We start from the raw sequence: 13,814 nt of genomic DNA on the forward strand, positions 1-13,814 counted from the left end.
CGCCTCCGTCGTGGTGGCCGCCGCGCTGGGAGTCGTGGCGCTCACCTTGCGCGCGCCGTTCGGCGGGGACGACACGGCGGAGCGGCAGGCGGCCACGGGGGCGGGGGCGACGCACCGCGCGGCCGGCGCCGGGAAGCCCTCCGCCGACCCGTCCGCGTCCGTGGTCGATCGGTCAATGAGGTCGATTGGTCGATGTGTCAGGCGCCGGCCCGGTCCAGGGCGCTCTGCAGGGACTGTCGGTAGCCCGCGCTGGTGTACGTGGCACCTGACACCGTGTCGATGTTCGCGCTCTGCGCCTGCAGCGTCTCCTGGTTGAGCTTGGGGACGGCCGTGGAGTTGATGTCCCTGCTCCGCGCCGTCTCGTCCGGAGACTGGACGGCGGTCGCCCCGGTGATCCTGCTGCCGGTGAGGGTGATCCGGACCTGGACCGGGCCGTACTTCGTCTGGGCCGTGGACCCGGTGACGGTACGGGTGGTGGGGGCGGCCGAGGTGGTCTTCGGTGCGGAGGGGGCGCTGCTCGTTCTCGCGGGGGCGGCGGACGTCGTGTGCGACGGCTGCGCGGTGGTCGAGGGAGAGGACTGGTGCTTCTTCTTGGGCTTCTTCGACGGCGAGGGTGGCGCGGACGGGGAGTTCGAGGACGCCGACGGGGAGGCGGACGCGGCGGCGCTCGGCGTGATCGCGGGCTCGGCCTGAGTCAGCGACGGGTCCGTGGTCGGCTTGAGCGCGAGCAGCAGCACGATGCCGGAGACAGTGCCGACGGTGGCCAGCAGCGCGTGGCGGAACGGATGCTTCTTTCTCACGGGAGCACCAGCGCATCAGCAGGACGAAGTGTCACGGCGCCGCCTCAGAACTCGAAGGACTCGTGGTGGATATGGCGGTGCGGGACGCCCGCCTCGCGGAGTGCGGCGTACGACTCCTCGGCCAGTCCCGGCGGTCCGCACAGGTACACGTCGTGTCGCGCGATGTCCGGCAGGATGCGGCGCAGCTTCTTCGAGGTGATCGCGGGCCGTCGCCCGTCCGGGCTGTTGACCGCGTACAGCAGTTGCGCTCCGCGTGCGTCCGCGATCGCCTCCAGTTCGTCCCGCAGCGCCAGTTCCTCCTCCGTGCGGGCCCGGTAGAGCAGCGTCAGGTCCCCGGGTGCCCCGGGGAGCGTCTCGAACAGGGCGCGAAGGGGGGTGATGCCCGCCCCTCCCGCGAGCAGCAGCACCTTGCCGCGGCTGCGTCGGGCGGCGGTCATCGCCCCGTATGGCCCTTCCGCCCACACGCGTGTGCCCGGCCTGAGCCCGGCCAGCGCCGCGCTGTGCCCGCCGACGGCCTTGACAGTGATCCGCAGCAGGTCGGGGCGGGGCGGCGCCGACAACGAGTACGGGTTGGCGCTCCACCGCAGCCCCTTGGCGAGGAACCGCCAGCGGAAGAACTGCCCCGCCTCGGCGCCCAGCCGGTGCAGCCGCCGGCCGCGGATCAGCACGGAGACCACGTCCGGCGCCTCCTGCACGACCGACTCGACCCGCATGCGGTGCCGGAGGTTGAGCCGCACCGGGGTGAGCACGCGGTACCACAGCAGCAGGGCACCGACCGCGACGTACAGGGCGTACCAGGCCGTACGGGTGGTGGCGTCACCGACGAACTCGTTGCCCGTGGCGAGCTGGTGCCAGAAGACGAGGTAGACCGCTGCGTAGGTGAGCAGGTGCAGGTAGTACCAGAGCTCGTAGCGCATACGGCGCCGTACGGCACCGGCGGACACGAAGCCGACGAGGAGCAGCAGCAGCGTGCCGACGGCCGCTTCGATCATGTGTGGGTAGTCGGTGACGACGGTGACCGTCTGCGCCACGATGCCGGTGTCCGCCTGCAGCGTGTATCCGTACAGGACAAGCACGACATGGGCGAGGGTCAGGGTCAGCGCGTAGCGGCCGCTTCTCGCGTGCCAGCGCACCACACGGTCGGACCCGACGCGGCGCTCGAGGGCCGGGACGCGCGCCATCTGGGCGATCACCAGGGCGATCGCATAGCCGGCGAGCAGTCCGGTGATCCGGCCCGCGTTCACCAGCCGGTCGGCGGTGGTCGCGGGGACGGCGGGTGTGTTGTGCCACCACAGCCACAGCACGGCGGCGGCGCCCGTCCAGGCGAGCAGCAGCAGCGGTGCCGCGGGAGAGCGCCGGGGCCGGATCCGGCGCATGGCCTGCCGTCTTCCCGCCCGGCTGTGCTGGATCGTCGTCACAAGGCAGTTCTTCCCTTTGCCGACTTCGGTGCCCCGGCACCGTACACCGGCCGGATGGCCGAAAACAGTCGGTCAGGACGGGGCGCGACCTCCAGGAGATCCACTTCCGGGGAGGGCCCGCGGGGCCCACTTCCCCATATCCACCTAGTCCAGCGCACTGGCAGGGCCGAGCGTCACACCCTCCGTGGCACGGTGGTCGCCTTGTTCGTTTCGGACACACCCACGGCATCGCCCGTGACTACACTCGCCGCCCATGCAACAGCTCGGCAGGAAGACAAACCAGCAGATAACGCACGCCCCTTCATCGGGTGCCGACACCTTCGGCACCCTTGTGAAGAGCACGTGGAGTGCCACCGCACTCGTCGTTGTCCGCGCCGTCAGATCGACGTCTCCCACCGGGGCATGCGGTCTCGGGCACGAGCCCGACCCACCCGTCCGCACTGCCCTCGGAGCACTCACGGCCGCCCCCAGCTCCCGCCGAACAACCACCGATTCAGCTGTGATTAACGTCACTCCGGGGAGCGTGGTGTGAGTCGTTCGGCACGACGTCGGCACGCCCGTTCCCGCGAGCCCCGCGGTCACTGGCGGCTGCTGGCCCTGACCCTGTCCGTCGTCTTCGCCGCCCTGCTCTTCGAGGGCTGGACCACCCATGAGGTCGACGCGGCCAAGTCACGCATCCCCTGCACCGGGCCCGCGCCCAAGACCGTGGACGAAAGCGGTCCGGTCCTGCGCCGTATCAGCGGGGACGACGTCGAGTCCTCGGCCGTGCCCGCACGCACCGTCGCGCTCACCTTCGACGGCGGACCCGACCCCGTATGGACCCCGCGCCTTCTCGACCTGCTGCGCAGGCATCATGCGCACGCGACCTTCTTCCTGTTCGGTGCGCAGGCGGCCCGCCATCCGGAGCTGGTGCGGCGGATCCTCGACGAGGGCCACGAGATCGGCTCGAACACCTACACCGGGGCCGACCTCGGTTCCTCGTCGCGCGTGCGCAGCGCGATGGAGCTGACACTCACCCAGAAGACCCTCGCCGGCTCGGCGGGCATCCGCACCGACCTGCTGCGGATGCCGCTGACCTCCCAGGTGGACACGCTGTGCGGCGCCGAGTGGACGGCGGCCCGGCGTGCCGCCGCGGACGGCTATGCGCTGGTCGCCGCGGACCGGCCCGACCGTGATCCGAAGTACGGCATGGTCCGCCAGTTCAGCCAGACGGACCTGGCGTACCAGGAGACGAAGGACCTGCTCGGCAACCGGCACGCCGACCGGTTCACCACCGTGACGGACGCGCTCGGCATGCCCCCGGCCGACACCCGGGTGTCCACCGCCGAACGGTGGCAGGGCAAGGCACTGATCTGGACCACGACCGCCGGTCACGCCTTCACGAACGCCATGACCTGGGTGCTGCTCGCGCTGGGCCTCCTGGGCGTGCTGCGGCTTGTCATGCTGACGGTCTTCGCGCGCGCCCATGTCCGGCGCCTGACCCGCTTCCGCCCCGGCTCGCCGTGGCTGCGGGAGGTCGGCGCACCCGTGACGGTGCTCGTACCGGCGTACAACGAAGAGGCCGGCATCGAGTCCACCGTCCACTCACTGCTCGCGTCCACGCACCCGTACCTCGAGGTCATCGTGATCGACGACGGGTCGACGGATCGGACGGCGGACCTCGCGACCTGGATCGACGACCCCCGGGTGCGGGTGATCCGGCAGCCCAACTCGGGCAAGGCGGCCGCGCTCAACACCGGCCTGGCGCACGCCTCGTACGACATCGTCGTGATGGTCGACGCGGACACCGTCTTCGAGCCCGACGCCCTGTACCGGCTCATCCAGCCGCTCGCCCACCCGGCCGTCGGCGCGGTCAGCGGCAACACCAAGGTCGGCAACCGGCGCGGGCTGCTGGGCAGATGGCAGCACCTGGAGTACGTCTTCGGCTTCAACCTCGACCGGCGGATGTTCGAGGTGCTGGAGTGCATGCCGACGGTCCCGGGAGCCATCGGCGCCTTCCGCCGGGACGGGCTGCTGGGCGTCGGCGGGGTCAGCGAGGACACCCTCGCCGAGGACACCGACCTCACGATGGCCCTGTGGCGGGCCGGCTGGCGGGTGGTCTACGAGGAGTCGGCCGTCGCCTGGACCGAAGTGCCCACCTCGCTGCGGCAGTTGTGGCGGCAGCGCTACCGCTGGTGCTACGGCACGCTCCAGGCGATATGGAAGCACCGCCGAGCCGTCCTCGAAGTGGGCCCGTCCGGACGCTTCGCCCGCCGCGGACTGACGTACCTGATGCTCTTTCAGGTGGTCCTGCCGCTGATCGCGCCGGTCGTCGACCTCTTCGCGCTGTACGGAGTGCTCTTCCAGGACCACATGCAGTCGCTGGGGGTGTGGTTCGCCTTCCTCGCCGTCCAACTGCTCTGTGCCGGTTACGCGTTGCGGCTCGACGGGGAGAGGCTGCGGGCCCTGTGGTCGATGCCGTTCCAGCTCTTCGTCTACCGGCAGCTGATGTATCTGGTCGTCATCCAGTCCGTGTTCGCCCTCCTGGGCGGCACCCGGCTGAAGTGGCACCGCATGCAGCGTTCCGGGACGGCCGCCACCGAACAGCTCAGACAGCCGGTCGCCGCACGGGAGTTGTCGTCGAGGTGATCAGGGGGTGGACCCATGGATGACATGAATGACTGGAATGACTGGAACGGGGAGACACCGGCGCCCCGAGTGATCACAGGACAGGTCATCGCACAGACGCAACAAACGCTGCAGACACAGCAGACGGAACGGACACGGCCGTACGAGGAACACGTTCCGAGCCCGTACGAGGCGCGGCCCGGCGGCGGTCACACCCGCAGCACGCGGCCCCCTTGGGTACGCCCCAGCCGACGGCGACGTATCGCCCGCCTGCTGGCACTCCTCCTCTGCGCGCTGCTCCTCGCCGGCGGCGGCACGTACGCATGGGCCGACTTCGAGCTCGACCGGGCGGTCGACCTCGGCAAGGTCGCGGACCGTCCGCCGCAGGGGAAGGGGACCACCTACCTCATCGTGGGCTCCGACAGCCGTGACGGCCTGTCCGAACAGACCAGGAAGGATCTGCACGCCGGCGGTGGCGGCGGTGGCCGCACCGACTCGATGATGCTGCTGCACACCGGCGCCCACGGCACCACGATGGTGAGCCTGCCCCGCGACTCGTGGGTGACCCTCCCGTCGTACCTCGACCCCGACACCGGCAAGCGGCACCGCCCGGCGAAGAACAAGCTGAACGCGGCCTACTCCCTGGGCGGCGCCCGGCTGCTCGTGCGGACCGTCGAGCTCAACACGGGCCTCCGCGTCGACCACTACGCGGAGATCGGCTTCGGCGGCTTCGTCGGTGTCGTGAATGCCGTCGGCGGGGTGGACATGTGCGTGGACCGGAACATCAAGGACAAGAAGTCGGGTCTCGACCTGACGAAGGGCTGCCACACCCTGGACGGCGCCCAGGCGCTCGCGTTCGTCCGCCAGCGGCACCAGGAGGCCCAGGGCGACCTGGGGCGCAGCAGGAACCAGCAGAAGTTCCTCGCCGCGCTCGCCCACAAGGCGGCCACACCGGGTACCGCGCTCAATCCGTTCCGGACGTATCCCCTTCTGGGCGCGGCGCTGGACAACCTCGTGGTGGACAAGGACATGGAACTGCGCACCCTCGTCTCGCTGTTCCAGGCGATGAGGAGCGTCTCGTCCGGAGGCGGCAGGCAGCTCAACGTCCCCGTGGCCGGCCGCGGAATCAGCACGTCGAAGGGCGACGCGGTGAAGTGGGACGCGGCGAAGGCGAAGAGGCTCTTCACCGAACTGCGCAACGACCGGCCGGTGAGCATCGAGGAGAAGGGCTGACCGGCCGCTGCCGGTCCGAAGGGTGTGTGGGGCGGCCGGGTCCCCGTGCGTGGCGGAGCCCCGGCCGCCCCGGGCCCCTCTCCATGCCGCTCTCGGGGGGAGTCAAGGGCGGCGCGGAGAGAGGTTCGGGGAGTGGTTGCGTCACCGACGTCCGGCCGGGCGGTCGCCGTCGACCTGTGGGGCGCGGACTCGGTACTCACAGAGTGCACGGCAGACGTGAAACGTCACCCGGGGTCTCGGCGCCGGCCATGGCCGCGGGCTTGCGGCGGCGGCCGGACAGGCGGGTGGCCAGGGGTTCGGTGCAGCGGACGGTGAGGGGGCCGAGGACGACCAGGATCAGGGCGGATGCGGTGGCCAGGGGGCCCAGGGCGGGTTCGATGCCGACGGTGACTGCGCGAGGCCGGCGATGACGATGGAGAACTCACCGCGGGCGACCAGCGCGCCTCCCGTGCGCCGGCGGCCGTGGCGGAGGTTCCGGCGCATCTCGCAGCCCAGTGGCCGGTGACGATCTTCGTGCAGGCGGTGACACCGGTGCCAACCCCTCGGACCCGGCCCACCGCTACGTGCTCCAGACGGCCGTCATCGGCGCTCGGCTGCTGGACCGGCCAGGCCAAGGAGGTGTGACGAGGGCCGCAGACCCGGGAAGACAAGACGCTCAGCGGCGAACTGATCGGCAGTCACTGATCAGTACGCGCATGCCGGAGGATCCCCGAGAGACGGATTACGGAAGGGACTTAACCGGTCCCACATCTCAGGAGTCATGAGCACACCGTAAGGGGAGGCACTGACACAGCCGCTTCGAAGCAGCGGCGGGCAGCCGAGGAGTCGCCTGGTTCCCTGTCCTGGCGAACCCGGCGTGGCACAGACACCCCCCACCCGCAGCTACCGCGTCCGGCGCCACTGCCCGCAGCGACACATCCCCGGCAGCACACCACCCCTCACAGCCAACCTGATCCAAACGACAAGGCCGAGGCCGTCGGCGATCTCTCCTCCGGTGCTCCCGCAACGGCTGCCTTCCGGCCGACGCTCGCTTCCGCTGCTCAGCCGCCCGTCAGCCCCCGAGAGGCCCCCCTCCACTTCTCTGACACGACGGCGTGCCCATGGCGTGCCCATAGGACCGGTGAACCATGCTCAACAACGGTTCGATCCCACGCTCCCGGGCGCCACACCAGAGCACGTACGCCCAGGTCAGAAGTTATCCGGCTCCCCAAGCGCCGTCGCTTCCCAAGCTGAGAGCGCGAGTTCGATTCTCGTCAACCGCTCTTCTCGAAGCCCCAGGTCAGCGGCCTGGGGCTTGTGTATTGGTGGGAATTCTCCATCGGTTTCGACCCGGCAAGCGCAGGAAGAACGGGCACACGGAGGGCACGAGTGCTTGGCAGGGCTTGGCAGGGCTTGGCAGGTGCCGTACGCGCATCACTCCCGATGCCGAAAAATGTCGCTGCCCTGCGAATTCGGGGCGTCGGCCGCCCCCTTCCCGGGGGGAGAGCCCTCAGCCTGCCGTTCCCCGGCGGGCTAAATGACGTTTCGTGTGCCTCGAACGCGGCAGCCACCCAAGTCGCCGTCGGTGGACTGAACTTGGGCACCGGGAGCTCGCGGCACAGTCGCAGGTCAGGGTCCGACGCACCGTCGCGGGGCTTCCGCCAGGCTCTGCGCAGCCGTCGCCCGGAGCAGCATGCCCGCAGACGGTAGGTCACGATGGCCGGTCATGGACATGCTGTTAGGCTCCCCGTCACGCGCGTGGGGGGAGCGGCCGGGGGGCCGGGGGAAGTGCCAGGGCGTTGCCGTACGTCCCGCCATGCCTTCTTCTTGCCTTTCAGGAGGAACGGTGGCACGACTCGGCCGACGCCGACACAGACAGGCTCTTGGTTCAAGCTCAGCACGCCTCGGCACGTCGGCGACACGTACCGCCGCCGTCCTGGCGACGGCACTGAGTCTCGGCCTTCCGCTCGCCGCTGTACCGTCCTCGGCGGCAGCCGCTCCGCTGTCGGCAGCCGCGGCCGGCGAGGTCGTGCTGCCTGCCGCCCCGCGTGCCGTCCCCAGGGCCACGCAGATCCTCAACGCGGGGACCAGCGGCTTCCTTTGGGCCCAGGAGGGCGACGACCGGTTCCTGTGGACGGACTACGCCACCGGCACCACGACCGCACTGGACAAGCGGCTGGACGTCCCGGTGCAGTACGACATCGACAACGGCTACTTCCGTGAGGCCGCGTCCTTCCAGCCCGGCTACTACGGGGACGGGTCCGACACCGTCGCCCTCTACTCGGAGGAGGCCTCCCAAGTCACCCTCCTCCAGGGCGCGGGCACCTCGGGCAGCACCGCCGTGGTGCCCGTGCCCGACTACCACACCTACCGGGGCACCTTCGGCAGCACCGTCCTCACCAGCACCAGCGGCGTCAGCGGAAACCCGAACGCCTACCAGCTGTGGCGCGTCCAGGACGGGGGCGGGGTCGCTGAGACGCCCGTGACCGGGCTGCCGGAGGGCGCGTCCAACGTGGTGGTCGAGGACGGCGACGCCCGGTCCGTCATCCTCCGCTACAACACCGGCGACAGCGAGGAAAGCTGGGGCCACTGGGGCATCGTCGACCTTGCCACCGGCGCGCTCAGCGCGCTGCCCGACCGGGTCAACCCGCAGGACGGCTGGGAGGTGACCGGCTTCCGGCTGGGTGCCGACTCGGTGCTGCGGCTGCGCACTGGGCGCGGCAAGGTGGACATGTACGACCGCGACGACCTGTCCGCCGCGCCCCGTACCTTCGACACGGGCGCCCTGACCTACCAAGCCGCGTACGGGATCGTCGGCGACAAGCTGCTCGGTGTCGAACCGGTGTCGCCCGGCGACAATAAGTACCGGGGCCAGCCGCTGTGGGCCCTCACGTCCGACGGCACGGACACCGACCTGACCAAGGTCATGGACCCGGCCGCCCATCAGATCGTCCAGGCGCCGGACGGCTCGGTCCTCGTGGCGGGCGCCGCGCAGTACGTCGAGCGGGGCGACCTCGACTGGGGCGTGTACCGAATCGCCCCGGCCGCCGACGGCTCGGTCACCCGCAGCCGCTTGACCGCCGTGCAGCCGATGCCCGCGCAGATCAACGGCATCTCGCTCGGCAGCGGCATCCTCACCACGGCCGACAACAGCACGTTGTACGAGCCCCAGACGATTCTCGGCGCCTATCGCAGCACCTGGCTCACCACGAGCGGCAGCCCGAGCGTCACCAAAACCACCGTGGACGGGCTGGTCAGCGGGTGGGACGGCGACTGCTCCGCCGACGCCACCCGCTGCATCCCGATGTTCGCCGACGGCACCGGCCACCACGGCCGCCGCGACGCCACCGAGTCCGGCCTGACCATGCTGCGCACCAACGGCGCCACCACCTGGGGCCCCACCCTCGACACGGGCGACGACAGCCCGGAGCTCAAGGACCTCTCCGGGCGGTACGCGGTCGTCGACGGCGCCTCCTCCGGCACCCAGTACATCGGCGAGTTCCCCGACGCCTCGGCGGGCAAGGTCCTTCAGAAGCGCGACCGGGTCGCCGCGGCCGTCTGGGGCAACACCCTGTGGAGCGGCGCGGCCACGGGAGGCAAGGTCACGGCCACCCGGCTCCCGTCCGGCACCGCCGCGGAGTCCTTCACCACCCGCAATGGCTGCACCCCGTCGGACCTCCAGGCCGTGGGCCGCTGGGTGTACTGGACCTGCGTGGACGCCTGGGGCGACGTCCAGGGCTCGGGCGTCTACGACCGTACGACCAAGCTCACCGCCACCGCCCCGGCCAGCAGGGTCCTCCTCGGAGACGGCTACCTCGTCCAACACGTCGGCGGCACCAACTCCGACAGCGGGCTGACGCTCATCGACCTGCACGGCGGTCTGCCGTCCAGCGGGTCCTACACCGACCTGCCGAGCCGCAAGCTCGTCAACTGGACCGAACTCGGCCGGTACGGAACCGGGGTCAGCGGGGTGCGCACCAGCTGGACCGTGGACCGCTTCGGCGGCGGTGTCGCCTATGCCGACGACGAGCAGCGCGTCCACCTCGTGCCGACCGGCGTTCCGGCATCCGCACTGTCGGCCATCGACTCCACGGTCACCCCCGGGGCCGCGAGCTGGTCCGGCACCTGGTGGCTGTCGAAGCCCGCCGCCTCCTGGAAGGTGATCGTCCGCCACAAGGCGTCCGGCGCCACCGTGCGTACCGTGTCCGGCTCCGCCGCCCGCGGTCTGCTGACGGCCGCCTGGGACGGCAAGGACTCCGCGGGCCGCCTCGTCACCAACGGCACCTACACCTGGACGCTCACCGCCCAACCCGCCGACGGCCAGGGCGCCGCCCTCAGCCTCTCCGGCAACCTCGCGGTGACGGCCGGAGCGGCGGCACCGCGCGACTACGCGGGCAACGACGGCGTCGGTGACGTCCTCACCCTCAACTCCTCCGGCACCCTCACCATCCAGCGCGGCACCGGCACGGGCACGCTGGGCAGCAAGGTCTCCGGCGCCGGCTGGCCGACCACCGCGAAGTTCGTGCCGTTCGGCGACCTCAGCGGCGACCGGTGCAACGACGTCCTGGTCCGGCTGAGCAGCGGCGCCCTCCGCGCCTACCGCCCCTCCTGCGGCAAGGCGGCGACGCCCTCGACGCCGTACACCTCACTCGGTACCTCCGGCTGGGGCCAGTACGACGTGCTGACCGCGCCGGGTGACGTGAGCGGTGACGGTCGCCCGGACCTGATCGCCCGCAACGCCTCGACCGGCACGGTCTACCTGTACAAGGGCACCAGTACGGGCAAGCTGTCGGCGCGCGTGAAGCTGTACGACAACTGGAAGACGTACAAGAAGGTCGTCGGGGCCGGTGACCTGAACGGCGACGGCATCGGCGACCTCCTCGCCCAGGACACGTCGAACAACCTGTACCGGTACGACGGCACCGGCAGCGGCACTTTCAAGGCCCGCGTGAAGGTGTTCTCGAACTGGGGCGCTTCCTACAACGCGGTCGTCGGAGTCGGCGACATCACCGGCGACGGCAGGACGGACCTCGTCTCGCGCGACACCAGCGGCAACCTGTACCGCAACAGTGGTGACGGCAAGGGGTCGTTCGGCGGCCGTACGAAGATCGCGACGGGCTGGCAGGGGTACAAGGCCGTCGTATGAGGAACAGCGACGTCGTGTCGCCCGCTGCTGGGCCCAGGTCCCTGGGCCCGGGCCCGGCAGTTCGCCCGCTCTGCGAACTGCCGGGCCTCCGCCTGCGGGGCAGGTTCCCCAGCGTTGCACCCGGCGGCCTTGGCCGGGCTGAAGCGCCCTGCGTGTGGGCGGAGTTCCGCGGGCTCAGAGCGTAAGCACCGGCCGGACGGAGAAGTCCTCGCAGAGGTCTTCTCCGTCCGGGCCGTACACGAACTCAACCATGGAAGGGCTGCGGTTGGCGGTGGCCAGGGGCAGCCACGCCAACATGTGGCCGTAGCCGCCGCACACCGACTCGCCACCGTCTCCACCGTGGACCGCAGCGCCATCGCTCGTCAGCTCCGTGCGGTACGTGTCGTAGGCGATGCGCAGGCCGAAAGCATTCAGCTGGTTCTGCGGACCGGTGGGGTCCCCGTAGGGGATGCGGTCGAGAGGGCAGTCGTTCCCCCATCGGAACAGGGTGCCCGCCCCAGCGCCACAGGCATGTTCCCACTCGTCGGAGCTCGGCATCCGCAGGCCACGAGCTGCCAGAACAGCGGGCATGTCAGCAGGCAGCTCGGTCAGATTCTCGTCCTCCACGGCCATGAGCACGGTGACGAGGTCGACGCTTCGGCGTGGGCTCAGCACCTGTGCGAGGTGGGCCCGCAGATCGGGTTCGTAGTCGAAGCCCTGTTCCTGGCTCTCGGCGTAGTCGGCGATCTGCTCCGGGGTCGGCTGCCAGGTGTCGAGGTCGAAGCCGAGGGATACCGGGCCTTCGGGTATCAGGGCGAACTCCTGCCCGTTCCGCTCGATCCGGACGCGGTGCAGCGGGGCGCCGAGATGCTCCGTTGTCTCTACGCCGATCAACCGGCCGTTCACGAGGTCGGCGGCCTCCTGGGCGACGCGGCGTGCGGTGGGCAACTCGAAGGACCGCCACTGGTCGAAAGTGAGATCAGCGAGTGACATGGGCCGCAGTGTGGCACGCGGGTACGACACAGCAGCGCGGACAGCACCGCAGCGCCGGGCCCGTCGACCTCGTGGTGGCCGCCACGGCCGAACTGCAGGGACTGACCCTCCTGCACCGCGACCGGGGCTTCGAATGCATCGCCGCCTGCCGGCGTCGACGAGGATTGTCCGGTCGCCGGTGCGTACGAGGAAGCAGCCGATGGGGAGCCAGGCCAAGCCGTGGCGGGTGAAGAGGTCCTCGTGGCCGTCGGGGTGAGCGTGGTCGCCGAAGTAGGCGGGTGAAGCTCGGAAGGTTCCGTCGGAGATGGGGTGGATGTCGATGTCACCGATGAGCATGGATTCGTGGTTCCTTCAGAGTGAGGCATCATCCTGCTTCGGCAGCAGCGGCTCGATCACCGCCCACAGCTCGTCACTGACCTCCCACCGCTTTCGCCGTGCCATGGTCACCCCCAAGCACGGGAACACATCCATCTCCACCGTGCCACAAGAAGGTCATTCTGCAAGGAGCCCTGAGGCGGCGCGGGAAGCAGTGGACGTCGTCTCTGGCCAGGGCGGGCAAGCAACACATCGCGGCGGCGCCTGCTGAAGCGCGTCTGGAGTTCTCGTTACGGATCGACTGACGCGTCCGTCTCTCGCCGATGACACAAGCCGACAGCGTGGCTGACGACAGTGGGGGTGCAGCGAGGCATACGCGTGCCTGATGCGGAGGTCAGCCACTGTCAGCGAAGGAGACCTGCGGTCGGTTTTCACCGCACCAGGTCTCGAAACCCCAGGTCAGCGGCGTGACGCGGATGTTCCCGTCCCGAGCTGTGCCGACGGCCACAGCGAGCCTGATACACGTAGGCGCATACTGAGCCATGACAAAGCCTGCAGCACCGAAGCGTCATTTGCCCACCAGCCCCTTCAAGGCCCCGGTCACACCGGCTCCCAAGCACTTCGCCATGGGCGACCAGGTCACACACGACATGTACGGCCTCGGCCGGGTAATCGGCATCGAGGACGGCATCGCGGCGCTCGTGGATTTCGGCTCGGCCCAGATGCGGATCTTGAGCCCGTACGCCAAGATGACCAAGCTGTAGGACCACTTGTGCCCGGTCACGGCACGCCAGGCCCCATCAGGGACCTGTAACGAAAGGCAGACCTCTCATCGACCCGACTTCGCTGTTCTCTGCCCTGGAAGGGAAACCCCGCCGTTCCACTGCAGTATCGCCGCCTCCAACGACAAACCCCTTCCACGCCCCGGACTTCGGAGAAGACGAAATCTTCTCGTCCGAGGATGCGCAGGTGCCCACCCCGGGCACGCGTGCGGAGCGCCCCAAGGCTGCCTAGTGGAGGTTTCGACAGCTACCCGCGAGCTGTCTCCGGTGCTGCGGTGAGGAGTGCAGCCGTCTCATTCAGCCCCGTTCACGAGCCGCCCCGGCACCGGCGGCGCGGGGCACGAGCGCTTGACAGATGCCATGCAGGCACCGCTCACGGTTGCCAAATCGCGCCGCTGGCCTGCGACTTCGTGGCGCACACCGGAAGCGTTCACGGACCTGAGCCCTCAGCCTGCTGTTCCCTCGGTGAGGCCGGGTGATGTTCCCCTCCGCCTGGAGGCGGCCGCTGCAGAAGCCCCTTCCGCGGCGGGGACTTCGGCACCGGGACGCTCGCGTCAGAGTG

At 70.1% G+C, this 13,814-nt stretch carries 7 protein-coding genes and 2 pseudogenes; 5 read left to right on the forward strand and 4 right to left on the reverse strand.

Annotated features, from left to right (window positions below; genetic code table 11):
• Positions 1–197: 197 nt before the first annotated feature.
• Both ACZ4RZ_RS32815 and ACZ4RZ_RS32820 read right to left on the reverse strand, forming a co-directional pair.
• Entirely contained in the window at positions 198–800 is a 603-nt protein-coding gene (locus tag ACZ4RZ_RS32815; RefSeq protein ID WP_467750165.1) for an FMN-binding protein, read from the reverse strand.
• A gap of 44 nt (positions 801–844) precedes the next feature.
• Positions 845–2,176 (reverse strand): ferredoxin reductase family protein, encoded by a 1,332-nt coding sequence (locus ACZ4RZ_RS32820; RefSeq protein WP_467750447.1) that lies wholly within the window; start codon positions 2,174–2,176, stop codon positions 845–847.
• A gap of 570 nt (positions 2,177–2,746) precedes the next feature.
• On the opposite strand from ACZ4RZ_RS32820, the gene ACZ4RZ_RS32825 reads away from it, so the two are divergent.
• Together ACZ4RZ_RS32825 and ACZ4RZ_RS32830 are read left to right on the forward strand one after the other, a co-directional pair.
• The gene (locus ACZ4RZ_RS32825) at positions 2,747–4,846 is read left to right on the forward strand and encodes a bifunctional polysaccharide deacetylase/glycosyltransferase family 2 protein (RefSeq protein ID WP_467750167.1); all 2,100 of its coding nucleotides are present in this window, start codon (positions 2,747–2,749) and stop codon (positions 4,844–4,846) included.
• Positions 4,847–4,861: 15 nt separating this feature from the next.
• The gene (locus ACZ4RZ_RS32830) at positions 4,862–6,058 is read left to right on the forward strand and encodes an LCP family protein (protein ID WP_467750169.1); all 1,197 of its coding nucleotides are present in this window, start codon (positions 4,862–4,864) and stop codon (positions 6,056–6,058) included.
• 196 nt (positions 6,059–6,254) lie between these two features.
• On the opposite strand, the pseudogene ACZ4RZ_RS32835 reads toward ACZ4RZ_RS32830, so the two are convergent.
• Positions 6,255–6,585 (reverse strand): annotated as a pseudogene (locus ACZ4RZ_RS32835) (cation:proton antiporter); the annotation flags it as partial.
• 1,298 nt (positions 6,586–7,883) lie between these two features.
• Here ACZ4RZ_RS32835 and ACZ4RZ_RS32840 point away from each other — a divergent pair.
• Complete coding sequence (locus tag ACZ4RZ_RS32840) at positions 7,884–11,183, forward strand: FG-GAP-like repeat-containing protein (RefSeq protein WP_467750171.1); 3,300 nt, start codon at positions 7,884–7,886, stop codon at positions 11,181–11,183.
• A 174-nt stretch (positions 11,184–11,357) separates the two neighbouring features.
• On the opposite strand, the gene ACZ4RZ_RS32845 is transcribed toward ACZ4RZ_RS32840, so the two are convergent.
• The gene (locus ACZ4RZ_RS32845) at positions 11,358–12,155 is read right to left on the reverse strand and encodes a hypothetical protein (protein ID WP_467750173.1); all 798 of its coding nucleotides are present in this window, start codon (positions 12,153–12,155) and stop codon (positions 11,358–11,360) included.
• 32 nt (positions 12,156–12,187) lie between these two features.
• Here ACZ4RZ_RS32845 and ACZ4RZ_RS32850 point away from each other — a divergent pair.
• Together ACZ4RZ_RS32850 and ACZ4RZ_RS32855 are read left to right on the forward strand one after the other, a co-directional pair.
• Positions 12,188–12,385: pseudogene (locus tag ACZ4RZ_RS32850) on the forward strand (hypothetical protein); the annotation flags it as partial.
• Positions 12,386–13,012: 627 nt separating this feature from the next.
• The gene (locus ACZ4RZ_RS32855; RefSeq protein ID WP_385079154.1) at positions 13,013–13,234 is read left to right on the forward strand and encodes a hypothetical protein; all 222 of its coding nucleotides are present in this window, start codon (positions 13,013–13,015) and stop codon (positions 13,232–13,234) included.
• Positions 13,235–13,814: the final 580 nt, after the last annotated feature.

The sequence above is a fragment of the Streptomyces sp. NPDC027189 genome (assembly GCF_055566975.1).